The sequence below is a fragment of the Microbacterium sp. OR16 genome (assembly GCF_047306725.1).
In the GTDB taxonomy this organism is placed as follows: domain Bacteria; phylum Actinomycetota; class Actinomycetes; order Actinomycetales; family Microbacteriaceae; genus Microbacterium.
Window position 1 is genome coordinate 1,852,976 of record NZ_JAZEXK010000001.1, and the last position, 25,286, is coordinate 1,878,261.

Below are 25,286 nucleotides of genomic sequence, written 5' to 3' on the forward strand. Positions count from 1 at the left end.
CCCATCGGCGGTCCGGTCCCCTTCTGCGTGCAGCCAGGCTCAGCGAGCGGTGAGCGCGGGCAGGTCTGCGGCGATGGCGCGGCCGACTTCGCGCAGCAGCGGCACCGCGTTGGCCATGCTCTTCGCCGGCTCGGGCTCGAGGCCGCTCAGCGCGTAGACCTTCCCGAAGCCCGCGGACGCGGCCTGCGCGGCGTCCAGCGTGGTGCGACCGCACACCGCAACGACGGGCTTGCCCGCCCTCGCCGCGGCCGCCGAGACGCCCAGTGGCGTCTTGCCGCCGAGACTCTGATCGTCGAGGCTTCCCTCGCCTGTGATCACGAGGTCGGCATCGGCGATGCGCTCGTCGAGTGAGATCAGGCGCAGGATGACGTCGATGCCCGCTTCGCGCACCGCGCCGAGCACCGCGAGAGCCGCGTACCCCACCCCGCCCGCGGCGCCCGCACCGGGGGCCGTCGCCGAGGGCCGCACGCCGGGCAGCACGTCGACGACCTCTGCGAGACGCGACAGGCCCGCCTCGAGGACAGCGACATCGTCGGCGCTCGCCCCCTTCTGCGGTGCGAAGACCGCGGCGGCCCCCCGGTCTCCCAGGAGAGGATTGTCGACGTCGGCGGCCAGCACGAAGCTGACGCCGTCGAGCCGAGGGTCGAGGCCGGAGATGTCGGCCGAGACCAGATCGACCAGGCCCGCGCCGCCGGGTCGCACGGGTCGATCCTCGGTGCGCAGTGCCACGCCCAGCGCCTGCAGCATCCCCGCGCCGCCGTCGGTGCAGGCGCTGCCGCCCACGCCGAGCACGATCGAGGTCGCGCCGCGATCGAGCGCCGCCGCGATGAGCTCGCCGGTGCCGCGGCTGGTCGCTGCGAGGGCATCCTTCTCGCCGTTCGGCAGCAGGTCCAGCCCACTCGCGGCGGCCATCTCGATGATCGCCTGCTCTCCGCGGACGGCGAAGGCAGCATCCACCGGCCCGCCGGTGGGGCCGGTCACCGACAACGTCACGGGGGTGAAGCCGCTCGCCACAGCCGCGTCGACCGTGCCCTCGCCGCCGTCGGCGACGGGAGCCGCGTCGACGACGGCATCCGGGGTGATCTCCCGGATGCCGTCGGCGAGCGCCGCCGCCACCTCGGAGCCCGTCGCCGAGCCCTTGAACTTGTCAGAGGCGATGAGGATGCGCATGTCGTACTCGGAATCGATCAGTCGAGCAGGGCGTAGATCGCCTCGGGTGCGTCGGCCGGCGACGCCGCGAGGTCTTCGAATTCGTTCATGGTGTCGAGGTCGGCACCCATCGCGATGTTCGTGACGCGCTCGAGGATGACCTCGACGACGACGGGAACCTGGAACTCGTCGCGCAGGCGGGCGGCCTCGGCGAAGCCGGCGGCGAGCTCTTCCGGGCGCTCGACGCGGATCGCCTTGCAGCCGAGCCCCTCGGCGACCTTGACGTGGTCGACGCCGTATCCGGTGGCGACGCTGTCGGGGTCGTACGGCGTGTTGACGTTGTCGAACGCCAGCGAGACCTCGTAGTCCATCTCGAAGCCGCGCTGGGACTGACGGATCAAGCCGAGGTAGCTGTTGTTGACCACGACGTGGATGTACGGCAGCTTGTGCTGCGCGCCCACCGCGAGCTCTTCGATCATGAACTGGAAGTCGTAGTCGCCCGAGAGCGCGACGACCTGCTCCCCCGGCTTGCCGCGCACGACGCCGAGGGCGGCGGGACCCGTCCAGCCCAGAGGTCCGGCCTGGCCGGCGTTGATCCACTTGCGGGGGCCGTAGACGTGCAGCAGCTGCGCGCCGGCGATCTGCGACAGACCGATCGTGGTGACGAAGGTGGTGTCGCGGTCGAACGCCGTGAGCATCTCCTGATACACGCGGTGCGGCTTCATCGGCACGTTGTCGAAGTTGGTCTTGCGCTGCAGACGCGCCTTGCGGTCGCGGCACTCCTCGGCCCAGCCGTTGTAATCGGGCAGCTCGGCGACGCGGTCTCGCGCGGCTTCGAGCAGCACGTCCATGAACGCGCCGGCGTCGGAGACCACCCCGTAGTCGGGCGCGAACACGCGGCCGATCTGGCTCGGCTCGATGTCGACGTGCACGAACGTGCGGCCCTTGCGGTACGTGTCGAGCCCGCCGGTGTGGCGGTTGGCCCAGCGGTTGCCGATGCCGAGCACGAAGTCGCTCTCGAGGAAGCTCGCGTTGCCGTACCGCTGCGAGGTCTGGATGCCGACCAGGCCGGCTGCCAGCGGGTGATCGTCGGCGATGGCGCCCCAGCCCATCAGGGTGGGCACGACCGGCACGCCGAGGGTCTCGGCCAGCTCGACGAGCTTGTCGGAGGCGCCGGAGTTGACGATGCCGCCGCCGGCGACGATCACGGGGTGCGTCGACGCGGTGAGCATGTCGAGCACCTTCTCGGCCTGCGCGCGGGTGGCGACGGGCTTCGCGACCGGCAGCGGCTCGTACGTGTCGATGTCGAACTCGATCTCGGTCATCTGCACATCGAACGGCAGGTCGATCAGCACGGGGCCGGGACGGCCCGAGCGCATGATCTGGAACGCGCTCTGGAACACGCCGGGAACCTGGGCGCCCTCGAGCACGGTCTTGGCGAACTTGGTCACGGGCTTCGCGATGGATGCGATGTCGACGGCCTGGAAGTCCTCCTTATCGAGCTTGGCGACCGGCGCCTGGCCGGTGATGCACAGCATAGGGATGCTGTCGGCGATCGCCGCGTACAGCCCGGTGATCATGTCGGTGCCTGCGGGGCCGGAGGTGCCGAGGCAGACTCCGATGCGGCCGTCGCCGGTGCGGCTGTAGCCGTCGGCCATGTGCGAGGCGCCCTCGACGTGGCGGGCGAGAGTGTGCCGGATGCCGCCACCGGCGCGTATCGCGGAGTACAGGGGGTTGATGGCGGCTCCGGGCAGGCCGAACGCCTCGTCGGCGCCCTCCTTGATCAGGATCTGGACGATGGCGTCCACTGCGCGCATGCGGGTCATGATGTTCTGTCCTTGATTCCTATTCGCGGCCGGAGAGCTCGGCGGTGAGCGTGAAGAGGCCGGAGTGGTCGAGGCCGCCGTCACCGCGGGCGACGAGCGAGGTGACGAGCTGGGCGACGGCCGAGCCGAGCGGCACGGCGACGCCGGCGCCGCGGGCTGCGGCGGTGACGATGCCCAGGTCCTTGTTGTGCAGGGCCAGGCGGAAGCCGGGGGCGAAGTCGCGGTCGAGCATCTTCTGCCCCTTCTGGTCGAGGACCTTGGAGCCGGCGAGACCGCCGCCGAGCACCTTGAGCGCGGCGTCCGTGTCTACGCCGTACGCCTCGAGGAAGACGATCGCCTCACTGAGCGCCTGGATGTTCACGGCGACGATGAGCTGGTTGGCGGCCTTCACCGTCTGCCCCGCACCGGCGGGCCCCACGTGCACGATCGTCTTGCCGATCGCCTGCAGGATGGGCTCGGCCTTCGCGAAGTCCTCGGGAGAGCCGCCGGTCATGATCGACAGCACGCCGTCGATGGCGCCCTGTTCGCCACCGGACACGGGCGCGTCGACGGCGCCGAGGCCAGCGGCGATGGCCTCCTCGGCGAGCTCCTTCGCGACGTCGGGACGGATCGAGGAGTTGTCGATCCAGAGGGCGCCCTTCTTCGCGTTGGCGAAGACGCCCTCGGGGCCCTGCACGACGCCGGCGACATCCGGGGAGTCGGGGACCATCGTGATGATCACGTCGGCGTCCTTGACGCCCTCGGCGACGCTGGCTGCGCCCTTGCCGCCGGCATCGACGAGCTTCTGCACAGCTTCGGGACTGCGGTTGACGCCGGTGACGGTGTAGCCGGCCTTGACGAGGTTCTTCGCCATGGGCAGCCCCATGATGCCGAGGCCGATGATGGTGATGCTGGTCATGTCGACGCTCCTTCGCGGAAGTGGGTCAGTTCTTGGTCCAGGCGAACGGGTCGCTCTGGGTGGCCTTGTACTCGAGCCCGATCACGCCGTCGTAGCCGCCGGCGCGAGCGGCGTCGATCCACTCGGTCAGCGGCAGCTCGCCGGTGCCGGGCTCGCCGCGACCGGGGGCGTCGGCGATCTGGATGTGCCCGAACTCGCCGGCGTGGTCGGCGATGACGGCTGCGACGTCGTCACCGTTGACGGCGAGGTGGTAGAAGTCGGCGAGCAGGCGGACGTTGTCGACGCCGTGCTCGTCCTTGACGCGGGCGATGACGGCGAGCGCGTCTGCCGCGGTCTTCAGCGGGTAGGCGTCGGCACCCGAGACGGGCTCGAGCAGCACGATGCCGCCGATGCGGGCTACCGCCTTGCCCGCGATCGCGAGGTTCTCGACCGCCAGGTCGTCCTGGGCCTTCTCGTCGACGCCATCCTGGCGCAGACCGTAGAGGGCGTTGAACGCCTTGGTGCCCGTGCGCTCGCCGATGCCGACGACGACCTCGACGTTGTCACGGAACTCGCCCTCGCGACCGGCCCACGAGACGAGGCCGCGGTCACCTGCGGGCATGTCGCCGGCGAAGAAGTTGAGTCCCGTGAGCTGGACGCCTGCCTCATCGATGGCGGCGACGAACGCGTCGACCTCCTGCTGCTCGGGCACGGCCGACGAGAAGGGCCACCAGAACTCGACGGCGTCGAAGCCGGCGGCCTTGACTGCGGCGGGACGCTCGTTGACGGGAAGGTCGGTCAGCAGGATCGACGCGTTGACGGTGTAGCTCATGATCGTCCTTGGTTTCGTGATACGGAATAAAAGTTTCTACTAATGAAAGGCTAGGGACGAGCCAGAGGGGTGTCAACGGAGAGGCGCCGGTATTCCAGCATCCGGAACCGGCTGGAAAGCCGAACGCACCCACCGGATGCCCGATGGGTGCGTTCGCCCGGTGCGCGATGCGCGGGACCGGCTCAGGTGAGCTTGATCTGACGGTTCATGTCCTTGTAGAGCAGGTAGCGGAAGTCGCCGGGGCCGCCGGCGTAGCAGGCCTGCGGGCAGAACGCGCGAAGCAGCATGTAGTCGCCGGCCTCGACCTCGACCCAGTCGCCGTTGAGGTGGTAGACCGCCTTACCCTCGAGCACGAAGAGGCCGTGCTCCATGACGTGCGTCTCGGCGAACGGGATCGAGCCGCCCGGCTTGAAGGTGACGATGTTCACCTGCATGTCGTGCGCCATGTCGCTCGAGTCGGCGAAGCGCGTGGTCAGCCACGCGTCGGTGCCGACCATCGGGGTCGGCTCGACGTCCTGGTCACGGGTGACGAAGGAGGCGGGTGCGTCGACGCCCTCGAGCCACTCGTACGCCTTGCGGATCCAGTGGAAGCTGGTGACCTCGTCGCCCTCGTTCTTCAGCGACCAGTCCGCCCCGGGGGCGAGGAAGGCGTAGCCGCCCTCTTCGAGCACGTGCGTATCGCCCTCGAGGGTCAGCGTGAGCTTCCCGGTGGTGACGAAGACGACGCCCTCGACGCCGGCCTCGGGCTCGGGCTTGGCCGCCTCGCCGCCGGGCGAGATCTCGACGATCAGCTGCGAGAAGGTCTCGGCCGAGCTCGGGGTGGGCTTGGCGATGATCCAGGCGCGGGTGTTGCTGAATCCCGGCAGGCTGCTGGTGACGATGTCGCGCAGCACGCCCTTCGGGATCACCGTGTAGGCGAGCTTGACGATCGCGCGGTCGGTGAGCAGGTCGGTCTGCGGCGGCAGCCCTCCGGTCGGGGTGTAATAGGACATCAGGCCTCCTTGGTGGCGAGTTTGGGATGTGCGAGCCGCGTCAGCTCGGCGGGCGAGGCGCCGGTCGACGAGCGCACCTCGTCTTCGGTGAGCGCACCGCACTCCAGGCCGCGCACGACGAAACGGGCGAGGGCTCGCGCGGTGGCGGGCTCGTCCATGATCGTCGCGTCGCTGCCGTGCAGGTAGTTGTCGAGGCGACGGGCGGCGGCCTCGAAGCCCTCGCGGTAGAACGCGTAGGTCGCCAGGTACCGAGTGGGCAGCTGGTTGGCGTGCAGGTCCCAGCCCTGGTAGTAGCCGCGCTCGAGCGAGCGCCGCACCAGGCGGGCGTGCAGCTTCCAGGCATCCGTCGCCTGCTCGCCGACCGGGATGACGTTGGTCGACCCGTCGGAGAGCCGCACGCCGGTCTCGGCCACAGCCACCTGCATGACCTGCTTGGCGAAGTCGGCGGCTGGGTGCTCCATCGACTGGTACGCCGCGGCGATCTGCAGCGACGCGCTGTAGTCGTATGTGCCGTAGTGCAGAGCCGAGACACGCCCCTCGGCGCGGTGCAGCAGCGTCGCGACGGGGATCGTGCCGTCGGCGGCGACGATCAGCTGCGGCGTCTCCATCTGCACCTCGAAGCGCAGGCGCCCCGATGCCAGCCCCAGGCGCTCCTCGAAGCGCTCGCATAGCGCGACCATGGCCTCGACCTGTGCCACGGTTGTGACCTTGGGCAGGGTGAGGACGAGCCCGTCCGGCAGCGCGCCTGCGGCGGCGAGGGTGGTGACGAAGCGGTCGAGGGTGCGGATGCCGCGACGCCTGGTCGGCGCCTCGAAGCACTTGAACCGGATGCCGATGAACGGCGTCGCCGTGCCCGCGGCGAGGGCCTCGGCGACGCGTTCGGCGGCGAGGATCGCGTCGGCGTCCTCCTCGTCGTCGTCACGCGCGCCGTAGCCGTCCTCGAAATCGAGGCGAAGGTCTTCGATGGGCTCGCGGCGCAGCTTGGCATCCACCAGGGGAGCGAGCTCGCCGGCGAGGTGCCCCAGCCCGACCGATTCGGCGAGCGCGGCCGTGCCTCCCGCCGCCTCGACTGCCGCGATCGCGGCCGCGCCGAAGCGGGCCGGCAGGTCGCGATCGAATCGGTCGGCCGGCACGTACAGGGTGTGCACGGGCTGACGGCTGCCGTCATCGCCGGGGTACGAGCCCGCGAGAAGGGCGTCGGTCTGCGCCAGGCGCGCGTCGATGTCTGCGAAGTCGTCTTCGCGCAGGGATGTGGTGGCTGACACGCTGGTCACTCCTTCTCTGCGCCGGACTTGACGACCCGGACGATCGCCTCGGCCACGGCACCGGCGACCTCGGGGTCGAAGACGCTGGGGATGATGAAGCTCGCGTTGCGCTCCTCGTCGTCGACGCGTGCGGCGATCGCCTCGGCGGCTGCGACCAGCATAGGTGGGGTGATGTCGGACACGCCCGCGTCGAGAAGACCGCGGAAGAAGCCGGGGAAGGCCAGCACGTTGTTGATCTGGTTGGGGAAGTCGCTGCGGCCGGTCGCCACGACGGCGGCGTGCTTGGAGGCCACGACCGGGTCGATCTCGGGCGTCGGGTTGGCCATCGCGAAGACGATCGCACCGTCGGCCATCGCCGCGATGTCGTTCTCGTCGAGCACGTTCGGGGCGCTGACGCCGATGAACACGTCTGCGCCGACCATGGCCTCCTTGAGGGTGCCCGTGAAGTTGCGCGGGTTCGTGTTGGCCGCGAGCTCGACGCGGTGTGCGTCGGTGTAGTCCTCGTCGCGGTTGATGGCGCCGTTGCGACCGCACGCCACGATGTCCTTCGCACCCTGCTCGCGCAGCAGCTGCGCGATCGCGTTGCCCGCGGCACCGACGCCGGAGAGCACGATGCGCACGTCCTCGATCTTCTTGCCGACGACCTTCAGCGCGTTCACGAGGGCGGCGAGGGTGACGATCGCAGTGCCGTGCTGGTCGTCGTGGAAGACGGGGATGTCGAGCTCTTCGCGCAGGCGGGCCTCTATCTCGAAGCAGCGGGGAGCCGCGATGTCCTCGAGGTTCACGCCGCCGTAGACGGGCGCGATCGCCTTGACGATCTTGATGATCTCCTCGGTGTCCTTGGTGTCTAGACAGACGGGCCACGCGTCGACGTCGGCGAACTGCTTGAACAGCGCGGCCTTGCCCTCCATGACGGGCAGGGCGGCCTCGGGCCCGATGTCGCCGAGACCGAGCACGGCGGTGCCGTCGGTGACGACGGCGACGGTGTTGCGCTTGACCGTGAGGTTGCGCGCCTTGCTCTTGTCTTCTGCGATGGCCATGCACACGCGCGCGACACCGGGGGTGTAGGCGCGTGAGAGGTCGTCGCGATTGCGCAGCGGGACGCTGGGCACGACCTCGAGCTTGCCGCCGAGGTGCATGAGGAAGGTGCGGTCGCTCACCTGGCGCACGTGCACGCCGTCGAGCGCCTCGACGGCGTCGCGGATGCGGGTGGCGTGGTCGTCGTCGATCGTGTTGCAGGTGAGATCGACGACGATCGAGGTCGGGTGCGACTCGACGACGTCGAGTGCGGTGATCGCAGCGCCGGCGGATGCCGCGGCAGCCGCGAGCTCGCTGGTGACGCTGAAGTTGGAGGGGGCGTCGATGCGCAGTGTGATCGAGTTGCCGGGACCCGGATTGGCCATGATTCCTCTTCCCTGAGGTGCGCCGTACGCCGCAGCGCCGACTCACATTTGTTGGTGGACTACCTCGTGCTTTCGCATCGTGGAGACTATTGTCTATCTTACGAAAGTTCGATGCAATCAACGATGATGGGTCGCGCAGGATTTTCGCTCGCTCTTCTCGCATGATGGAATCATGTCGGTACCTAGGAGGACTTGATGGCCGAAAGCAAGACCCCGCGCGGCAGCGGATCCGGAGTGCAGTCCGTCGAGCGGGTGTTCGAGCTGCTCGAGCTGGTCACCGACGCCGGCGGCGACGTCACCCTCAGCGAGCTCGCGTCGTCGACCGACCTGCCGCTGCCGACCATCCACCGGCTGCTGCGCACCCTGGTGTCGCTCGGCTATGCGCGCCAGCTGCCGAACCGGCGCTACGCGCTGGGGCCGCGGCTGATCCGCATCGGCGAGGGCGCCTCGCGCCAGTTCGGAGCCCTTGCGCGCCCGCAGCTGAAGACCCTCGTCGACCAGCTCGGCGAGAGCGCCAACATGGCGGTGCTCGACGGCAACATGGTCGTCTACGTCGCCCAGGTGCCGTCGCTGCACTCGATGCGCATGTTCACCGAGGTGGGCAGGCGTGCGCACACCCACGACACCGGCGTCGGCAAGGCGATCCTCGCCCAGCTGCCGGATGACACCGTGCGCTCCATCGTCACTCGAGCCGGGATGCCCACTCCCACTGAGCACAGCATCGGCGACGTCGACTCGCTCATCGCCGAGCTCGACCGCATCCGAGAGCGCGGGTACGCGATCGACGACCAGGAGCAGGAGATCGGGGTGCGCTGCTTCTCGATGGCCGTGCCCGACGCGCCGACGCCCACCGCGGTCTCGGTGTCGGGCCCCATCTCGCGCGTCGACGAGGCCTTCGGCGAGCGCGCCGTGCCTATGCTTCGCGACGCGGCGCAGGCGATCAGCGCCGAGCTGGCGTCCTGACTGCGCGTCGGGAGGACCGAGATGACGAGCGCATGCGTCGCGGTGGTCACCGGTGCGGGTTCCGGCATCGGGCGCGCCGTCGCGGTGGCGATGCTCGAGGCGGGTTTCCGGGTCGCTCTCGCCGGCCGGCGGGCGGATGCCCTGCAGCAGACTGCGGACGGGCATCCGGACGCTCTCGTCGTGCCGACCGACATCACCGTGCCGGCCGAGGTCGACGCACTGTTCGACCGCGTGGTGGCCGAGTGGGGCCGCGTGGACGTGCTGTTCAACAACGCGGGGATCTTCGGGCCCGTGGCATCCGCCGCCGACGTCGACCCGGTCGAATGGCAGCGCACGATCGATGTGAACGTCACCGGCGCGCTGCTCTGCGCGGGAGCGGCGATGCGCGCGATGATCGCCCAGCGACCGTCCGGCGGTCGCATCATCAACAACGGCTCGATCTCGGCCCAGGTGCCCCGGCCGCTCTCGGTCGCGTACGCCGTGAGCAAGCATGCGATCACCGGCTTGACGCGATCGATCGATCTCGACGGCCGAGCGCACGGCATCAGCTGCGGTCAGATCGACATCGGCAACGCCGCGACCCGCATCATGTCCGAGATCGGGGTGGGCTCCGGAGCCTTGCAGGCCGATGGCTCGCGCCTGGTCGAGCCGACGTTCGACGTGGCGGATGCCGCACGCGCCGTGCTGTTCATGGCGCAGCTGCCGCCGGAGGCGAACATCTCCTCGCTCACCGTCACCGCGGCCGGGATGCCGTTCGGCGGTCGCGGCTGACGAGTCAGCGGCGGCCGCCGAACGGCATCCGGTCCGGATCAGCAAAAGCCGGCGATGCCGTCCCACGACCAGTGGTCGGTGTCGGCGCCCTCACGGAGGAACGACGCCTCGATCAGACCGTAGGGGCGGTCGGCCGCGTAGAACACCTCGTTGGGGTTCTCGAGGCCGAACGGCGACAGGTCGACCACGAAGTGGTGGCTGTTCGGGGTCGAGAAGCGGATCTCGTCGATCTCGGGGTGCGCCTCGAGAACGGCCTCGGCCATCTCCTTCAGCGTGTGCTGCAGGGCGTACGAGTAGTTGCGTGAGAAGCCGGCCAGCAGCAGGCGGCGGACGTCCGCGAAGACCTCGTTGAAGTCGATGTCGTTGCGGTTGTAGCGCCACTTGGCGGTGACGGAGGTGGCCAGGATGCGGTCCTCGGTCTCGGCGAGCGTCGTGTACTTGTCTTTCGGGTACCCGACGAAGCCGCTCTGCGTCGACTTCAGCACCTTGAGATCCTGCAGACCGGTGATGACGACCGTGTCGTCGCCGTCGATCTGCACCACCGAGGTGCGGGTCTCGGTGCCGCCGCGCACGAACGAGTGGTCGTGCTCGCCGGCGTCGCCCTGGATGCGCTGCCAGGTGTACTGCTCGGCCTCCCAGCGTCCGCCGGTGACCCAGTCGAACTCGCCGGTGAAGTGACGGCCGAGGCGCAGCAGGAACTCCTCGGGGCTGCCGACGCCGTCCTTGGCGAAGGCGTACACCGTGTTCTTCTGCGTGTCGGTCGGCACGACGTGCTCGTTGTTGCCCTCGAAGTGGGCGCTGTCGAAGTCGCCGCGCAGCTGCGAGGTGACGTTGAGATCCTCGATCTCGTGGCGGTCGGAGTCGCGAGTGACGCGCACGACGCGGACCTCTGCCTTGCCGTACTGGTTCTTGCCCAGAATGATGTCGGTCATGATTTCAACTCAGCTTCCTCGGTAAGTGGAATAGGCGAACGGGCTGAGCAGAAGCGGCACGTGATAGTGCGCCTGCTCTGCGTCGACCTGGAAGGTCAACACCACCTCCGGGAAGAAGGTGTCCGTGTCGATGCCGGCGAAGTAGGCCGCCGTGTCGAACCGGAGGCGGTATGCACCGCTCTCCAACAGCGAAGGGCCCAGTTCTTTCACCCGCCCGTCAGCATCTGTGGATCCTGAACCGATCACGACCCACTCGTCGCCCTGTCGGGCTTCGAGTGCGACGGCGACGTCGGGCGCGGGGCGTCCGATCGAGGTGTCCAGGATGTGGGTGGTCACGTGGGAAACGCTCATGGCGCGCTCCTTCAGCTCTCGAGGGCTCCGGTCAGACGCAGCGCTGCGATCTCGCGCAGCTGCTGGTCGACGACGGCGAATTCCTGTTCGGGGGTGTTGCCCAGCCGCTCCTGCAGCAGGGCGAGGATCTCCTCGGCGGAGCGTCCGGCAGCGCGTACGAGGTACACGCGGTCGAACTTCTCCTCGTAGGCCTTGTTGCCCGCGGCCAGCGCAGCGGCGGCGTCGGCATCGACGCCCGGCTGCTCGCGGCGCGAGTGCGCGGCCTCGGCCGTGTCGCCTTGCGGCTTCTCGCCGATGCGCGGGTGATGCGCGAGTGCGCCGTCGATCTCGGCCTCGGTGAGCGGGGCAGCGACCGTGGCGGCCGCTGCGACGATCTGGTCGACGCTCTGGTACGGTCGGCCGTCGACGATCGCGTCGATCCAGCGGGCGATGTCCAGAGCCGGCTTCACGACGGCGACGGCTTCTTCACGGGGAGCCGAGTTGAAGTTCTCGAGTAACATCTTCGATCCTCAAGCAGATGCTGGCATCCGGCGTGAAGGCTATACGGAAACCCCTGACGGAGTCTTCACGAGAAGGTTACTTCCGTATGCCGGAACTGTTATTTCAGCATGTGTAAGTAGTGTGCGCGCCGCCGGGAGGGTTTGTCAACATCCCGGCGGCGCCTTTTCGCATCGTGGAGTCAGGCTCCCAGTTCGGCGCGCAGACGCGCCACGTGACCGTCTGCATCCACACCGTACTCCGCGCGCTGCACGACGCCGTCGCCATCGAGCACGAACGTCGAGCGGATGACGCCGTCGAAGGTCCGATCACCCACGGTCTTCTCGCCCCACACGCCCCATGCCTTCGCTACGGCGGCGTCGGTGTCGGCCAGCAGCGGGAAGGTGAGGCTCTCGGCATCGGCGAACGCGCGGATCTCGTCGACGGAGTCGGGCGAGATGCCGATGACCGCGTAGCCCGCGGCATCCAGCGCCGAGAGGCTGTCGCGGAAATCGCAGGCCTCGGTGGTACAGCCGGGCGTCGCCGCCTTCGGGTAGAAGTAGACGACGACGTTGCGGCCGCGGTAGTCGGCGAGCGCGACGGCGCGGCCCTCCGCATCGTCGAGGGCGAAGTCGGGCGCGGTGACGCCGGCGGTGAGCTTGTCGGTCATGATGACTCCGTTCTGTTGCGGGATGGATGCCTGTTGCGGGATGGATGCCCCGCTGCGGCGCTGTCGTCCGGCAGCGTCGTCAGCGGGCGACGGGCAGCACGTCGAAGGCTTCGGCGAGATGCATGATCTTGCGTGCACGCCCCAGGCGGGGCAGGTCGCTGCCGTCGCGGACGATGCGGCCGCGGGCGTCGAAGTCGGCGAGGAACTCGGAGGCCCATTCGACGTCGGTGCGCGTGGGGCTGATGACCTCGTTGACGACGGGGGTCTGCTCGGCCTGCAAGCAGAGCTTGCCGGTCATGCCCATCGCCACAGTGGTGGCCGACTGCTCGCGCAGGATGGGGTGGCTCGATCCGACGGTCGGCCCGTCGATCGGGCCCGGGAGCCCGCCGACGCGGCTCGAGATCACAAGGCGGGCGCGCGGGTACGCCATCGCCTCCCGGTCGGCCGACATCCCGGTGTCGCGACGGAAGTCGCCGCTGCCGAAGGCCAGACGGAAGACACCCTTGGCGCGGGCGATCTCGCTAGCGTTCTCGATGCCGACGGCCGATTCGACGAGGGCGACGATGGGAACCCTGGCGCCCAGGCGATTGAAGGTGTCCATGGCCTGGCCGCCGAGCTCGGTCTTCGCGAGCATCACGCCCTGCAGGCCGGGTGCGCGGCGGAGCTCTTCGATGTCGTCCGCCCAGTAGTCGCTGCCGGCGTCGTTGATGCGCACCCACGCGCGCCCACCCTCGCTCAGCCAGCGCACGACGTCGGCGCGAGCCGACTCCTTCCTGCTGGCGTCGACGGCGTCCTCGATGTCGAGCACCACCGCATCGGCGTGCGAGGCCGCCGCGTCGTCGAAGGTCTCGGGGCGGGTTGCCGCGACCAGCAGCCAGGAGCGGGCGAGTTCGGGAGCGATCTCGCGTCGCGCGGCGGACGGGAGAGGAGCGTTCATCTGAGTTCCGATCAATGAAATCCGGTTTCTGCGATGCGAAAAGTCTACCGCGGAGCACTTTCGTCCGCCAGCAGACCCACCGACCGCTCAGCCTACGCCGGGGTACACTCGCACCGTGTTGACAGCGTTTCGTCAGCATGGTGAGATCCCTTAGTGCGAAAAGTTGTTCTCGCACCATGAAAGCACCAGGAAGGGCGGTCGGGGTGTCACAGGACGCCGAGCACCAGGAGACAGCACGGACCTCGCTCGACCCCATGGGCGAGCACTACGACCTCGTGATCCGTGGTCAGCGCGTCCTCACCAGCTCAGGCATCCGCCCCCGAGAGGTCGGCGTGCGCGGCGGCGTCATCGTCGCGATGCAGCCGCTCGGCAACGATCTCGACGGCGCCGAGGTCGTCGAGCTCGCCGAGGACGAGACGCTCATCCCCGGCCTGGTCGACACCCACGTGCACGTCAACGAACCGGGCCGCACCGAGTGGGAGGGCTTCGCCTCTGCCACTCGCGCCGCCGCAGCCGGCGGCGTGACGACGATCGTCGACATGCCGCTGAACAGCATCCCTCCCACCGTCAGCGTCGAAGCGCTCGAGATCAAGCGCGAGGTCGCGCGGAGGCAGACTCACGTCGACGTCGGCTTCTGGGGCGGTGCGATCCCCGGCAACACCGCCGACCTGCGCCCCCTGCACGACGCAGGCGTGTTCGGCTTCAAGAGCTTCCTGCTGCACTCGGGTGTCGACGAGTTCCCGCCGCTCGACCCGGACGAGCTCGAGAAGGACATGCGCGAGCTCGCCACGTTCGATTCCGTGATGATCGTGCATGCCGAGGACTCCAGAGCCATCGACCGCGCCCCGCAGCCCGACGGGGACGACTACTCGAAGTTCCTCGCATCCCGCCCCCGCGGCGCCGAGAACCTCGCCATCGCCGAGGTCATCGAGCGTGCCCGCTGGACGAACGCTCGGGCGCACATCCTGCATCTGTCGTCGTCGGATGCCCTGGCGATGCTGCGCACCGCGAAGCACGACGGCCTCAAGATCACCGTCGAGACCTGCCCGCACTACCTGACTCTGGTCAGCGAGGAGATCCCCCTCGGCGCGACGGCGTTCAAGTGCTGCCCGCCGATCCGAGAGGCGGGCAACCGCGAGCTGCTCTGGCAGGGCCTGGAGGACGGCACGATCGACTTCATCGTGTCGGACCACTCCCCCTCGACCCTCGACCTGAAGGATCTCGAGAACGGCGACTTCGGCGTCGCCTGGGGCGGCGTGGCCTCGCTGCAGCTGGGGCTTTCGCTCATCTGGACCGAGGCGCGTCAGCGCGGGCTCTCGCTCGAGCAGGTCGTGGCATGGATGAGCGAGCGGCCCGCCCAGTTCGCCGGCCTCACCGGCAAGGGACGCATCGCGCCGGGCTACGACGCCGACTTCTCGATCTTCGCCGCCGATGACGCCTACGTGGTCGACGTGAAGAAGCTGCACCACAAGAACCCCATCACGCCATACCAGGGCAAGGCTCTCGCCGGCGTCGTGCGCCGCACCTGGCTGCACGGCGAGGTCGTCGACTTCGAGAACCCGCGCGGACGACTGCTGCGCCGCGGCATGATCGACGCCTGAGACGAGCCTCGCAGCGCGGACGACCGCGCCGTGAGTGGGACGACCACGCCAGGAGGGCGACGCCGGCAGGGCGGCCTCAGGAGGGCAGCGGCTCGTCGCGGTAGAGCGCCTCGAAGGTGTCGAGCGTGCGGTTGATGTCGTGCACGGCCACGCCGTCGAGCGAGGCGCGCTGCATCCGCTCGTACTCGCCCGGCGACGCGGTCAGCACCCGGGTCAGCTTGTCGGCGAGATCGTCGACGTTCCCGGGCTCGAACAGGTAGCCGTTCTCGCCGTCGTGCACGAGATGCGGCAGAGCGACGGCGTCGGCGCCGACCACCGGCAGGGCGGATGCCATGGCCTCCATCGTCACGATCGACTGCAGCTCCGCGATCGAGGCGATCGCGAACACCGACGAGCGCGAGTACAGCTCGCGCAGCTGCGCGTCGGTCACCCGGCCGTGGAACGTGACCCGATCCTCGATGCCCAGCTGCGCGGTGAGCGCCTCGAGGGCCTTGCGCTGGTCGCCGCCGCCGGCGATGTCGAAGTGCACGTCGAGCGCTGGGTCGAGCGCCGCCACCGCGCGCAGCACGACGTCGACCTGCTTCTCGCCCGTGAGCCGCCCCACGAAGAGGATGCGGTTGCGCTCGCGCGGGGCGATCACCGGGTCGTAGTTGCGTCGGTCGATGCCGCAGCTGATCGGCACGACGCCCGGCATGTCGATCGTGCGCTCGAGGAAGTCGGCGGCCTTGCGGGTGGGCGTGGTCACCGCGCGGGTCATGTCGAAGGTGCGCTTGGCGTCGGCCCAGGCCAGGCGCAGCACGATGTCGTCGATGAACTTCGGCATCGCGGTGTGGTCGAGGATGTTCTCGGCCATCACGTGATTGGTCGCGATGACGGGGATGCCACGCTGATGGGCGATGCGGGTCAGTCCGCGCCCGATGATGATGTGCGACTGGATGTGCACGATGTCGGGACGCACCTCGTCGAGCACCTTACGCGCCCAGTGCTTCGACCGCCACGGCCAGACGAAGCGCACCCAGTCGTGGGGCAGCCAGCGCAGCGCGGGCAGCCGGTGCATCGTCATCGGCTCGCCCTCGATCACCTCGGTGTGCGCGGGCGAGCGCCGGTACGCGGTGTTGGGCGCGACGACGTGCACGTCGTGGCCGCGCTGCACGAGGCCGGCGGCGAGGCGCTCGGCGAAGCGCGCGGCTCCGTTGATGTCGGGGGCGAACGTGTCGCAGCCGATGAGGATCTTCAGGGGGCGTCCGGAGGTCACGGGAAGTCTGCTGCCTATCTCTAGCTCTGGGCGCCCGTCACTCTACCCGAGGGCACTGTGCCATCTCGGGAGGCGGGCCGCGTACCGTGGGCTCATGCGTCTGATCTCGTCTGCCGACCGTGCTCTGTGGATCCCCGTCACCGGCTCTCTGGGCTTCAGCGGCCGTCGGCATCGGAAGGCCGCCATCCGGATGCTGATGGCGCAGGCGGGCTCGGGACTCGGGCGCGAGACACTGCCCGGCGCCCGATTCGGCAGCTGGCTGGCGAGTCAGGCCATCCCGTTCGCGATGCGCAGGGCCGACGGACGGGTGCTGGCCTGGACGTGGAAGGCCGAGCCGGAGCTCGTGGTGGCGATGGCGACCGTGCAGGCGCTCACCCCGCAGCTGCGCACCGCCCGCGCCATGATGCCCATGGAGTACGACGACACCGAGGACTTCCGCACCGCGCTCGGCCAGGGCGAGAAGCTCATGATGCCCGTGCCGCGCGATCCGGCGTCCCCCGCGTCGGCGACCTACACGTGGGACACCGGCACGCACCTGATCACCCTGACCGCGGTGTGCAGCGATCGGGGGCGGTTCGGGACCCTCGAGGCCGCCCTCGACGACCTCGCCCGCAGCATCCGGATCGCCGATGACATCACCGGCGGCGAGGGCGACGTGCTGCGCCTGCCGCCCGCGTGAGGGCGGCAGGCGCTGAGCGGCCAGATCGGCCATGAAGAGCACATGCGCGATGCGACACCTGATGTTCCAGGGCGTCACTCGGTGATGACGACTCCCGAGAAGTCGGGACGGTTGCTGGAGGGGAGCTCCAAGCCCGTCACCGTGTCGCGGTAGGCGATATTCGCCCGCAGATCGACGGGCCAGATGCCAGGGACGTCGGTCCAGAGGATCTCGTTCGCCTGCTCGTACAGTTTCGCGCGCTCGTCCTGGTCGAGCGAGGCCCGCGCCCGGGCGAGAGTCGCGTCCAGCGCCGGATTGCAGTAGCCCATGCGCTCGGCGGCGCAGGTGTAGAGGCGGTTGAGCGTGTAGTCCGCATCACCGGTGGGGGTCGCGTTCGTCTGCAGGTTCAGGTCCCAGTTCAGCGAGCCGAAGTCCTGCAGCCACTGAGCCCGCTCCTTCTCGAGAGGCTCGATCTTGATGCCGACCTTCGCCCAGTCCGAGATGAACGCTTTCGCCATCGGCTGGATGTTCGGGCCACCTGCGGTGGGCCACTGCATGCTGGCCGTGAAGCCGTCGGGGTAGCCCGCCTCGGCGAGGAGCTCCTTGGCGCGGTCGGGGTCGTATTCGAGCTGCTTCTGCTTCGTCGCGCCGAACACGGTCTGCGGGACGGGGGCGCCGGCGACGGTGGCGGACTCTCCGAACAGGTCGGGCACCGTCTGACCGATGTTCAGTGCGTGCACCATGGCCTGGCGCACCCGCACGTCGGCGAACGGCTCGCGATTCTGGTTGAACCAGATGAAGTAATACGAGAGGCTGTCGACCTGGTCGAAGGAGACGTCGGACAGGCTCTTCACGTTCGAGACCTGGTCGGGCGGAATGCTGCCGACGACGTCGACCTCTCCCGTCTCCAACGCGGTGATCTGCGCTGCGGTCTCGGGGATGTTGACGAACTCCATGGAGGTCAGCGCGGGCTGCTCGCCCCAGTACTCCTCGTTGCGCGAGAAGGAGATGTGATCGTCGGCGACGTACTCGTCGACGACGAACGGCCCCGTGCCCACGGGCGCCTTCCAGTAGGCCTCATCGTTGATGGCATCCGCCTTGCCGATCCAGATGAGCGACATGGTTCCCACAAGCGTGCCGACGGGCTCGGAGGTGACGAGAGTCACCGTGTGCTCGTCGTCGACGCGGATCTCGGTGATCGCGGCGAGCAGCACGCTGAACGCCTTCTCCGCGTCGATGTAGCGCTGCAGCGACGCCTTGACGTCCTCCGCCGTGAACGGCGTTCCATCGCTGAAGGTGACGTCATCGCGCAGGGCGAAAGTGAGCTCCGTCGGGGTGACGTAGTCCCACGACTCGGCCAGCAGCGGGGTCGCCTCTTCGCCGTCGAAGGTGACGAGCGTCTGCAGCGTCTGCTGCACCGCAAGCTGCACACCCTCCTCGGCCGGGAAGTTCGCGATGTCGAGCGAGACGGGGAAGAGTCCGGGGGCGAAGGTCAGCGATTGGTCGGCTGCCAGCTCACCTTCCCCGTTCGAGGATCCGGCTGAGCCGCCGGAACAGCCGGTCAGCACCAGGCCGGCCACCGCGACGATCGCGGCGAGCGCGGTGAGACCGCGGGATTTGAGTGTCATCTCTGACTCCTTCTGTGGTGATGATGAGGGGATGTGATGATGAGGGGATGTGATCAGAACTGGCCGTCGTCGAGTGTGAACGTCGCTGCTACGGGGTAGTGGTCGGACGGCGCGACGCCACGGTGGAAGAACTCGACGACCTCCGACGCTCTCGGGCGTACGGGCCCTCGGGCGTAGACCCAATCGATGGCCTTCGCCGGCGAGGCGAGCGGAGAGAGGCGGGTGCCGACGCCGTCGGAGAAGCCGCTCGGGATCACCGGGTGGGTGACCGGGCTGTGGCGGCCGAGAGCCGAGAAGCTGTCGAGGAATCCCGCGTTGCCGAACGCCCACAGCGGACCCGCGATGTCGTTGATGTCGACTGTGAAGAACACGGCCTCGCCCTCATCGCCGATGGCGTCCAGACACGTGACGATGCGCTGCGCCTGCGGTACCCGCAAGTTGACGCCGTCACCCTGCTCGACGGCGTGACCGGGCCAGGTGAGGTGCGCCGTGGAGAGAATGAGCGTGGCTCCGCCGCGCTTCACCCTAAGTCGCACCCAGAACAGCCGTGCGTTCTCGTCAAGGATGCCGACGTCCTCGGCGCCGTGCTCGACCTCCTCGAACAGGCGCGAGTCCCACCACAGGTTGCTCTGGCGCTCCCACCCGGCGAACTCGTCCACCACCCGCGCGTGATGCGCCATGGTTTCGTCGAGGGCGTCCCTGCTCCAGCCACGCAGTTCCTGCGTGGCCAGAAGGTCGGGCGGGCGCACCTCGTACAGTGCGCGCAGCGCGCCTGCGCGCTCCTGCTGCCAAGCGTCCCCCCACAGGTTGTGGGTCTGCACCACGAAGGTGGTCATCACACGACTTCCTCTCTGTCTATCGCCGCGCCGTTCGAGCGGCCGACGGGATCATGGTTGTACCTGTGCATACCGCGAGCCGATCCGAGATGCAGCGTGGTGACCGAGCAGTTCGCCGGTGAGACGATGCCGCTGTGTCCCGGCGAGGGAAGCCCTGCGACGATGGCGGCGGCCAGCCGAATCGGTCCGCCGTGGCTGAACACGACGACGTCCGCGCCTTCGGCTGCACCGGCGAGTCTTCTCTCGATTCTCGCGAGGGCGCGCTCGATGCGAACGCGAGCGGCCGAGAACGTCTCGCCTCCGCCTCGTGCGACGTCCTCCCCGCGAGCGAGCGCCTGGAAGACGTCGGGCTCTGCGACGCTCATCTCCTCGAAAGTGCGGCCGGCCCAGGTTCCGACGTCGATCTCGCGCCAGTCCTCTTCGGGTTCCGCAGGCATCCCGATGATGCCGGTGTACGGCTCCGACGTCGCCACGGTGCGCGGCAGGTCGCTGGTGATGACCGCGGCCGGCGCGGGGATCAGTTCCGCGAGCGCGGCTCCGACCGCAGCCGCCTGGCCGCGTCCGCGCTCGGTGAGTCCCGAGTCGGCCTGCCCCTGGTACTTGTGCTCGACGTTGAAGACCGCTTCGCCGTGGCGCACGAGGTGCACTCTGATGAGCGCGCTCATCGGGTGACCTCCCACGGCCTAACGACCGGAACGGCGTCGAGCAGCCGACGCGTGTACTCGTGCTGCGGAGCCTCGAACACGGTGTCCGTGTCTCCCTGCTCCACGACCTGTCCCTTGCTGAGCACGAGCACGCGGTCGCACAGATGCCGCACCACCGACAGGTCGTGGGCGATGAACAGGTAGGCGAGACCGAGATCGCGCTGCAGATCCTCGAGCAGATTGAGCACCTGCGCCTGCACTGACACGTCGAGGGCCGAGACGGCCTCGTCGCAGATGATGAGGTCGGTTTCGAGGGCGAGGGCGCGAGCGATGCCGATGCGCTGGCGCTGCCCGCCCGAGAACTGGTGCGGGTAGCGGGTCGCGTGGTCGGGGTTGAGCCCGACCCGCTCGAGCAGCTCGCGCACCCGCTTGCCCCACAGCCGGCGCGGCACGACATCATCGTGGATGCGCCACCCCTCCTCGATGATCTCCTGAACGGTGAAGCGCGGGTTCAGCGACGAGTACGGGTCCTGGTAGACCATCTGCATCCGCCGTCTGACGCGACGAAAGCCGGCGGTGGAAAGTCCCACCAGCTCTGTGCCGTCAAAGCTCACCGACCCGCCGGTGGCCGGGGTGAGTCCCACGATCGTGCGGGCGATGGTCGACTTGCCGGACCCGGACTCGCCGACCAGACCGACCGTCTCGCCGGCGTGCACATCGAAGCTCACGTGATCGACGGCGCGCACCTCGCCGATCGGCCGGCGCAGCACCGAGGATCGCACCGGGTAGACCGTCTGCAGATCGTTCACCCGCAGCAGAACCTGCGTCGTCTCAGTCATGAGCGAGAACCTCCTCGGTGCGGAAGCAGGCCGCGGTGTGGTCGTCCGGCCAGCCGCGTGGCGTCCGGAGCGCGGGGATACCCTCCAGGCAGCGAGCCTGTGCGAACGCGCAGCGGGGCGCGAAAGCGCAGCCCGACGGCATCGCCAGGAGGTTCGGCGGAGCACCGGGGATCGGCGTGAGTCGTTCCTGACTGCTCTCGATGCTCGGGATGGAGTCGAGCAGGCCCCGGGTGTAGGGGTGCGCCGGATGGTCGTACACGTCGCGGATGCGTCCCTGCTCCACGATGCGCCCCGCGTACATGATCGCCGCACGGTCGGCGACATCGGCCACCACGCCCAGGTCGTGCGTGATCAGGAGCATCCCCATGTCGTGCTCGGCCTGAAGGTCTGCGAGCAGATCCATGATCTGCTTCTGCACCGTCACATCGAGAGCCGTCGTGGGCTCGTCGGCGATCAGCACCCGCGGGTTCAGCGCGATCGCCATGGCGATCATGATGCGCTGCCGCTGGCCGCCGGAGAACTGATGGGGGTAATCGGAGATCCGGTGCTCCGCGTCGGGGATGCCGACGCGGTTGAGCAGTTCCAGAGCTTGGGCCCAGGCCTGTTTGCGCCCCATCCCCCGGCGCCGCCGGAACGGCTCGGCGAGCTGGGCGCCGACGCGGAAGACCGGGTTCAGAGACGACAGCGGATCCTGGAAGATCATGGCGATCTCGGTGCCGCAGAGGCGACGAACCGCGCGGGTCTTCGCGCTGGCGAGGTCGCGGCCGGCGTAAAGGATGCTGCCGCCGCTGATGCGCCCGGCGGGCTTCGGCAGAAGCGCCATGATGGCCTGCGCCGTGACCGACTTGCCGGAGCCGGACTCGCCGAGCAGGGCGAGGGTCCGACCAGCGTGCACGTCGAAGCTTACGCCGCCGAGTGCTTGGACGGTGCCCGCGGCGGTGTCGAACTGCACTTGCAGGTCTCGGACGGACAGCAGCGGGGATGCCTCATCGGCACTCATCGGGAGGCTCCCTTCAGGCGCGGGTCGAAACGGTCGCGCAGCGCGTCGCCGAGGATGCCGAAGCACAGCACCAGCGTGGCCAGGGCGATGCCTGGGAACGTGGATATCCACCAGGCGTCGATGAGGTAGTCCCGCCCGTTGGCGATCGTGGAGCCCCAGCTGGGGATCGACATCGGCACGCCGAGGCCGAGGAAGGACAGGGCCGCTTCGGCGAGGACTACGCTGCCGAGCTCCACGGTGGCGACGACCAGCGCCGGGGCGATGCAGCCGGGCAGCAGGGTGCGGAAGATGAGGTGAAGGTCGTTGGCGCCGAGGGTGCGCGCCGCTTCGACGTACTCCCGGTTCTTCAGACTGAGCACTTGCGAGCGCGTCACTCGCGCGAAGGTGACCCAGTTGGTGATCGCGAGCACGAGCACGACGTTCACCACACCGGGGCCGAGGACGGCGGCGACGAGGATCGCGAAGAGGATGGACGGGAAGGCCAGCTGGATGTCGGCCAGGCGCATGATGATCGAGTCGAGAACCCCGCCGTAGTACCCGGCGAGCAGCCCGAGCACGACGCCCAGCAAACCCGCCAGCAGGAGGGTCGAGATGCCCACCGAGAGCGAGACGCGGGCGCCCATCATCATCTGACCGAGCAGGTCCTGGCCGACCTGGTCTGTTCCAAGCCACGCGATGGAGCCGTCGGAGAGAACGGAACCGGGCGCCTTGAGCCGGTCGGCGGTGTTCGCGCCTACCGCGTCGAAACCGGAGATCAGCGGGCCGACGAGGGCTACCACGGCTATCACGATGAGGATGGTCACAGGGATCACGATGCGCGGCGCGAGACGTGCCTTGCGGCGCCGGCGGACGGAGTTCATCACAGTAGTGGTCATCGCGCCAGCCTCACTCGCGGGTCCAGATACGCGTACAGCACGTCGACGAGCAGGTTCACCAGCACGAAGATGCCGGTGATCAGCAGGATCGCCGCCTGAACGATGTTGTAGTCGCGCTGATTGATGGAATCGACCAGCATCCGCCCGACGCCCGGCCAGGCGAACACCGTCTCGGTGATGACGGCTCCACCGAGCAGGCCGCCGAACTGCAGACCGACGACGGTGACGATGGGGATCAGCGCGTTGCGGATCGCGTGCGGCATGATGACCACGCGCTCGGAGAGCCCCTTTGCTCGCGCGGTCTGGATGTAGCCTTCGTGGCTGACTTCGAGCAGTCCCGAACGGGTCATGCGGGTCAGGACGGCGATGAAGGGAAGCGCGAGCATCGTGGTGGGCAGGATGAGGTGTTCAAAACCGCCGTTGCCGGCGCTGGGGAGAAGCTTCAGCGAGCGCGCGAAGATGAGGATGAGCACGATGCCCACCCAGAACCCGGGCAGCGACTGCATGACCAGCGACGCGAACGAGATGATCCTGTCGAGCAGCCGGTGTGCGCGCAGCGCAGCTGCCGTGCCGAGCGGGACACCGACGAGCACGGCGAGGATGAGCGCGCTGGATGCCAGAGTCGCCGTGGCCGGGAACCGTTCGAGCACCAGCTGCATCGCCGGCTGCTGGAGGCGGAAGGAATCCCCGAAGTCGCCTCGGACGATGTCCAGGAGGTACGCGCCGTATTGCACGAGCAGCGACTGATCGAGGCCGAGCTCTGCACGCAGTGCAGCCAGTTCCGCCGGCGTGGCGTCAGACCCGAGGATCATCTGCGCCGGATCGGCAGGGACGAGTCGAAGAACGACGAAGACGACGGTGATCGCACCCCACAGCACGAATATCGAGAACAGGAGTCGTCTCGCGACGTATCCTCCCACGGGCCACCTCCTTTGGTGATGAGGTCCGCTTTCATCTGCGGCGGACGAACCACGTTTCCGCGGTTGATCATTATCGTTCATGTAGTGAAGCACCGCTCACCCAGGTTGTCAACATGGGCAATTAAATCCCAGGTAAGAGGCATTATCTGCACCATGCCTTCGAGGCGATGAGCCTCTGGACAGAACTCAGTTGACAGTGATCTTCGGTAACGCTAATGTTGGCCCAACTCCCGCATCCGAGACCGAAGAGATGCGGAACGATTCAAGGAGTCATAGGTGACCAGCGTCGATACGTCCGAACTCGGGAGCGCCCTTCGGGACGCGATCCGGTCCTCGGACCCGCGGCTGTCCAAGTTCAACCCGCTCAAGCGCATCCTCACGCTCGACGATTTCAATGAGGGGACCAATGGCTGGACCGAACTGCTCGGCAATTACAACGGCCAGGGTGACCTGGACACGGTCGACGACCACATGCGCGACTTCCGCCCGCCGCAGCTCTCGAACGCCACGTTCTTCGACACCGGCACTCACGGCGCCATGACGGGCACGTACTCCCTGAAGCTCGCGACGCGCCCCTACCCCGGCCACACGTCCACGGCGATCCGGCGCCTCACGATGAGCGGCCGCGGCCTGCTGCAGATCGAGGCGTACTTCACCTACAAGGCCGAGACCAACATCGGCGGCGGCGCTGAGGCCGACTCGTACGGCGAGGTGGAGTACGACGGCAACCTGCACCCCTCGGAGGCACAGTTCGGCGCCTTCACCGTGGCAACCGACCTCTGCGGGGACGGCGGCCTGCGCTACCACACGGTGGCTCGCTATCAGAACACCGACGAGGATGGCAACTTCGTCCGCAAGATCATGTATCCAGTCGTTCCCGAGCCGACCCCGCGCGAGCACGTCGAGGGCAAGGTGAAGCTGGAGTACGCCGCCGACTTCACGGCGCCCAACCCCGAGGACTGGCACTCGATCGGCGAGCCGCTCGAGCTGTGCTTCAACGAGGTGCCCACCAAGGTGAACTGGCACTACCTGCGCTGGCAGATCGACACCGAGAAGCGCAAGAACGTCGAGTTGCAAATCAACGACCGCATCATCGACATGAGCGACGTCCCGGTGCCGCCGTACGAGGAGAAGTACGACTCGCTCGAGAACCTGCTCAACTTCTACTTCTCGGTTCGCACGCTCTCGGGTGCCCGCAACTTCCTCTACCTCGACTCCGTCCTCATCTCCACGGATTGGTGAACGTCATGATGATCAACTCTCAGACCGCAGTGCTGGAGAAGAACACCGTCCTCTCCGGCGAGTTCGCCACCGAGCCGTTCGAGTGCGCCTGGGCGAAGGAGGCCCGCTGGTTCTTCCAGACCATCGAGTCGGCTCCGGGCGCATCGGTCAGCTTCCGCACCCAGGTGTCCCCGGACGGGCTGCACTGGATCGACATTGACGACGATGTGCAGACCGTCGCCGACGAGTCGATGGGGACGTGGGTCACCCGCGAGTTCGGCCACTGGCTGCGCGTCGCGGGCAAGGTATCCGACGGTGCCGCCGTGAAGGTGAGGATCTACCTCGCCCTGAAGGGCTGAGGCCC

Annotated in this window: 25 protein-coding genes and 1 pseudogene; 6 read left to right on the forward strand and 20 right to left on the reverse strand. The window is 68.4% G+C overall.

All coding sequences use genetic code 11. The annotated features are described in order from the left end of the window. Positions 1-39: 39 nt before the first annotated feature. The 7 genes and pseudogenes from V2S05_RS09035 to V2S05_RS09065 form a co-directional block, all read right to left on the reverse strand. Positions 40-1,170, reverse strand: a complete 1,131-nt coding sequence (locus V2S05_RS09035) for a glycerate kinase (protein WP_413634833.1) — start codon at positions 1,168-1,170, stop codon at positions 40-42. Positions 1,171-1,187: 17 nt separating this feature from the next. Further along, a complete protein-coding gene (gcl, locus tag V2S05_RS09040; protein WP_413634834.1) occupies positions 1,188-2,975 on the reverse strand; it encodes a glyoxylate carboligase in 1,788 nt (595 codons plus the stop codon). A 19-nt stretch (positions 2,976-2,994) separates the two neighbouring features. Further along, positions 2,995-3,879 (reverse strand): annotated as a pseudogene (locus V2S05_RS09045) (2-hydroxy-3-oxopropionate reductase); the annotation flags it as partial. Positions 3,880-3,898: 19 nt separating this feature from the next. Beyond that, positions 3,899-4,684, reverse strand: coding sequence for a hydroxypyruvate isomerase family protein (locus V2S05_RS09050; protein WP_413634835.1), 786 nt, complete (start codon positions 4,682-4,684; stop codon positions 3,899-3,901). Between the two features lie 182 nt (positions 4,685-4,866). Further along, positions 4,867-5,679: a bifunctional allantoicase/(S)-ureidoglycine aminohydrolase gene (locus V2S05_RS09055; protein WP_413635261.1), complete on the reverse strand. Its 813-nt coding sequence runs from the start codon at positions 5,677-5,679 to the stop codon at positions 4,867-4,869. Continuing rightward, on the reverse strand, positions 5,676-6,941 hold the full coding sequence (locus V2S05_RS09060; RefSeq protein ID WP_413634836.1) for a DUF6986 family protein: 1,266 nt from the start codon (positions 6,939-6,941) through the stop codon (positions 5,676-5,678). Before V2S05_RS09060 ends, V2S05_RS09055 begins: the two co-directional genes overlap by 4 nt. Positions 6,942-6,946: 5 nt before the next feature. Continuing rightward, entirely contained in the window at positions 6,947-8,344 is a 1,398-nt protein-coding gene (locus V2S05_RS09065; protein WP_413634837.1) for an NAD-dependent malic enzyme, read from the reverse strand. 195 nt (positions 8,345-8,539) lie between these two features. Between V2S05_RS09065 and V2S05_RS09070 the strand changes: the two genes are divergently transcribed. Together V2S05_RS09070 and V2S05_RS09075 are read left to right on the forward strand one after the other, a co-directional pair. After that, the gene (locus tag V2S05_RS09070; protein WP_413634838.1) at positions 8,540-9,307 is read left to right on the forward strand and encodes an IclR family transcriptional regulator; all 768 of its coding nucleotides are present in this window, start codon (positions 8,540-8,542) and stop codon (positions 9,305-9,307) included. A 21-nt stretch (positions 9,308-9,328) separates the two neighbouring features. Continuing rightward, positions 9,329-10,078 (forward strand): SDR family oxidoreductase, encoded by a 750-nt coding sequence (locus V2S05_RS09075; RefSeq protein ID WP_413634839.1) that lies wholly within the window; start codon positions 9,329-9,331, stop codon positions 10,076-10,078. Between the two features lie 38 nt (positions 10,079-10,116). Here V2S05_RS09075 and pucL read toward each other — a convergent pair whose 3' ends face one another. The 5 genes from pucL to V2S05_RS09100 form a co-directional block, all read right to left on the reverse strand. Beyond that, the gene (pucL, locus tag V2S05_RS09080) at positions 10,117-11,010 is read right to left on the reverse strand and encodes a factor-independent urate hydroxylase (RefSeq protein ID WP_413634840.1); all 894 of its coding nucleotides are present in this window, start codon (positions 11,008-11,010) and stop codon (positions 10,117-10,119) included. Positions 11,011-11,019: 9 nt separating this feature from the next. Further along, on the reverse strand, positions 11,020-11,361 hold the full coding sequence (uraH, locus tag V2S05_RS09085; protein WP_271639194.1) for a hydroxyisourate hydrolase: 342 nt from the start codon (positions 11,359-11,361) through the stop codon (positions 11,020-11,022). Between the two features lie 11 nt (positions 11,362-11,372). Then, a complete protein-coding gene (gene uraD, locus V2S05_RS09090; RefSeq protein ID WP_413634841.1) occupies positions 11,373-11,861 on the reverse strand; it encodes a 2-oxo-4-hydroxy-4-carboxy-5-ureidoimidazoline decarboxylase in 489 nt (162 codons plus the stop codon). A 179-nt stretch (positions 11,862-12,040) separates the two neighbouring features. Beyond that, entirely contained in the window at positions 12,041-12,508 is a 468-nt protein-coding gene (gene bcp, locus V2S05_RS09095; RefSeq protein WP_413634842.1) for a thioredoxin-dependent thiol peroxidase, read from the reverse strand. 79 nt (positions 12,509-12,587) lie between these two features. Further along, a complete protein-coding gene (locus V2S05_RS09100; RefSeq protein ID WP_271639191.1) occupies positions 12,588-13,445 on the reverse strand; it encodes an HpcH/HpaI aldolase/citrate lyase family protein in 858 nt (285 codons plus the stop codon). A 254-nt stretch (positions 13,446-13,699) separates the two neighbouring features. On the opposite strand from V2S05_RS09100, the gene allB reads away from it, so the two are divergent. Continuing rightward, the gene (gene allB, locus V2S05_RS09105) at positions 13,700-15,046 is read left to right on the forward strand and encodes an allantoinase AllB (protein WP_413635262.1); all 1,347 of its coding nucleotides are present in this window, start codon (positions 13,700-13,702) and stop codon (positions 15,044-15,046) included. Between the two features lie 76 nt (positions 15,047-15,122). Here allB and V2S05_RS09110 read toward each other — a convergent pair whose 3' ends face one another. Then, positions 15,123-16,301 (reverse strand): glycosyltransferase, encoded by a 1,179-nt coding sequence (locus tag V2S05_RS09110; protein WP_413634843.1) that lies wholly within the window; start codon positions 16,299-16,301, stop codon positions 15,123-15,125. A 94-nt stretch (positions 16,302-16,395) separates the two neighbouring features. On the opposite strand from V2S05_RS09110, the gene V2S05_RS09115 reads away from it, so the two are divergent. Continuing rightward, positions 16,396-16,980, forward strand: coding sequence for a hypothetical protein (locus V2S05_RS09115; RefSeq protein ID WP_413634844.1), 585 nt, complete (start codon positions 16,396-16,398; stop codon positions 16,978-16,980). A gap of 74 nt (positions 16,981-17,054) precedes the next feature. Here V2S05_RS09115 and V2S05_RS09120 read toward each other — a convergent pair whose 3' ends face one another. Genes V2S05_RS09120 through V2S05_RS09150 form a run of 7 tightly spaced genes read right to left on the reverse strand, consistent with a single transcriptional unit; the run spans position 17,055 to position 23,701 of the window. Beyond that, positions 17,055-18,587, reverse strand: coding sequence for an ABC transporter substrate-binding protein (locus V2S05_RS09120; protein ID WP_413634845.1), 1,533 nt, complete (start codon positions 18,585-18,587; stop codon positions 17,055-17,057). A gap of 53 nt (positions 18,588-18,640) precedes the next feature. Next, complete coding sequence (locus V2S05_RS09125) at positions 18,641-19,423, reverse strand: hypothetical protein (RefSeq protein ID WP_413634846.1); 783 nt, start codon at positions 19,421-19,423, stop codon at positions 18,641-18,643. Continuing rightward, the gene (locus V2S05_RS09130) at positions 19,423-20,088 is read right to left on the reverse strand and encodes a histidine phosphatase family protein (protein ID WP_413634847.1); all 666 of its coding nucleotides are present in this window, start codon (positions 20,086-20,088) and stop codon (positions 19,423-19,425) included. The genes V2S05_RS09125 and V2S05_RS09130 overlap by 1 nt, the downstream gene beginning before the upstream one ends. Continuing rightward, the gene (locus V2S05_RS09135; protein WP_413634848.1) at positions 20,085-20,906 is read right to left on the reverse strand and encodes an ABC transporter ATP-binding protein; all 822 of its coding nucleotides are present in this window, start codon (positions 20,904-20,906) and stop codon (positions 20,085-20,087) included. The genes V2S05_RS09130 and V2S05_RS09135 overlap by 4 nt, the downstream gene beginning before the upstream one ends. Beyond that, on the reverse strand, positions 20,899-21,906 hold the full coding sequence (locus V2S05_RS09140) for an ABC transporter ATP-binding protein (RefSeq protein WP_413634849.1): 1,008 nt from the start codon (positions 21,904-21,906) through the stop codon (positions 20,899-20,901). Before V2S05_RS09140 ends, V2S05_RS09135 begins: the two co-directional genes overlap by 8 nt. Next, a complete protein-coding gene (locus V2S05_RS09145; RefSeq protein WP_413634850.1) occupies positions 21,903-22,781 on the reverse strand; it encodes an ABC transporter permease in 879 nt (292 codons plus the stop codon). Before V2S05_RS09145 ends, V2S05_RS09140 begins: the two co-directional genes overlap by 4 nt. Continuing rightward, positions 22,778-23,701: an ABC transporter permease gene (locus tag V2S05_RS09150; protein WP_413634851.1), complete on the reverse strand. Its 924-nt coding sequence runs from the start codon at positions 23,699-23,701 to the stop codon at positions 22,778-22,780. The genes V2S05_RS09145 and V2S05_RS09150 overlap by 4 nt, the downstream gene beginning before the upstream one ends. Before the next feature lie 276 nt (positions 23,702-23,977). Here V2S05_RS09150 and V2S05_RS09155 point away from each other — a divergent pair, with 276 nt between their 5' ends. Together V2S05_RS09155 and V2S05_RS09160 are read left to right on the forward strand one after the other, a co-directional pair. Further along, positions 23,978-24,943, forward strand: coding sequence for a DUF6772 family protein (locus tag V2S05_RS09155; protein ID WP_413634852.1), 966 nt, complete (start codon positions 23,978-23,980; stop codon positions 24,941-24,943). Positions 24,944-24,948: 5 nt separating this feature from the next. Then, positions 24,949-25,281, forward strand: a complete 333-nt coding sequence (locus V2S05_RS09160) for a DUF6385 domain-containing protein (RefSeq protein WP_413634853.1) — start codon at positions 24,949-24,951, stop codon at positions 25,279-25,281. Positions 25,282-25,286 lie beyond the last annotated feature (5 nt).

Coding starts and splice junctions, on each gene's coding strand:
- V2S05_RS09035 (WP_413634833.1), bottom strand. CDS start 1,170: ATGCGCATCCTCATCGCCTCTGACAAGTTCAAGGGCTCGGCGACGGGC.
- gcl (WP_413634834.1), bottom strand. CDS start 2,975: ATGACCCGCATGCGCGCAGTGGACGCCATCGTCCAGATCCTGATCAAG.
- V2S05_RS09050 (WP_413634835.1), bottom strand. CDS start 4,684: ATGAGCTACACCGTCAACGCGTCGATCCTGCTGACCGACCTTCCCGTC.
- V2S05_RS09065 (WP_413634837.1), bottom strand. CDS start 8,344: ATGGCCAATCCGGGTCCCGGCAACTCGATCACACTGCGCATCGACGCC.
- V2S05_RS09070 (WP_413634838.1), top strand. CDS start 8,540: ATGGCCGAAAGCAAGACCCCGCGCGGCAGCGGATCCGGAGTGCAGTCC.
- V2S05_RS09075 (WP_413634839.1), top strand. CDS start 9,329: ATGACGAGCGCATGCGTCGCGGTGGTCACCGGTGCGGGTTCCGGCATC.
- pucL (WP_413634840.1), bottom strand. CDS start 11,010: ATGACCGACATCATTCTGGGCAAGAACCAGTACGGCAAGGCAGAGGTC.
- uraH (WP_271639194.1), bottom strand. CDS start 11,361: ATGAGCGTTTCCCACGTGACCACCCACATCCTGGACACCTCGATCGGA.
- uraD (WP_413634841.1), bottom strand. CDS start 11,861: ATGTTACTCGAGAACTTCAACTCGGCTCCCCGTGAAGAAGCCGTCGCC.
- bcp (WP_413634842.1), bottom strand. CDS start 12,508: ATGACCGACAAGCTCACCGCCGGCGTCACCGCGCCCGACTTCGCCCTC.
- V2S05_RS09100 (WP_271639191.1), bottom strand. CDS start 13,445: ATGAACGCTCCTCTCCCGTCCGCCGCGCGACGCGAGATCGCTCCCGAA.
- allB (WP_413635262.1), top strand. CDS start 13,700: ATGGGCGAGCACTACGACCTCGTGATCCGTGGTCAGCGCGTCCTCACC.
- V2S05_RS09115 (WP_413634844.1), top strand. CDS start 16,396: ATGCGTCTGATCTCGTCTGCCGACCGTGCTCTGTGGATCCCCGTCACC.
- V2S05_RS09120 (WP_413634845.1), bottom strand. CDS start 18,587: ATGACACTCAAATCCCGCGGTCTCACCGCGCTCGCCGCGATCGTCGCG.
- V2S05_RS09125 (WP_413634846.1), bottom strand. CDS start 19,423: ATGACCACCTTCGTGGTGCAGACCCACAACCTGTGGGGGGACGCTTGG.
- V2S05_RS09130 (WP_413634847.1), bottom strand. CDS start 20,088: ATGAGCGCGCTCATCAGAGTGCACCTCGTGCGCCACGGCGAAGCGGTC.
- V2S05_RS09135 (WP_413634848.1), bottom strand. CDS start 20,906: ATGACTGAGACGACGCAGGTTCTGCTGCGGGTGAACGATCTGCAGACG.
- V2S05_RS09140 (WP_413634849.1), bottom strand. CDS start 21,906: ATGAGTGCCGATGAGGCATCCCCGCTGCTGTCCGTCCGAGACCTGCAA.
- V2S05_RS09145 (WP_413634850.1), bottom strand. CDS start 22,781: ATGACCACTACTGTGATGAACTCCGTCCGCCGGCGCCGCAAGGCACGT.
- V2S05_RS09160 (WP_413634853.1), top strand. CDS start 24,949: ATGATGATCAACTCTCAGACCGCAGTGCTGGAGAAGAACACCGTCCTC.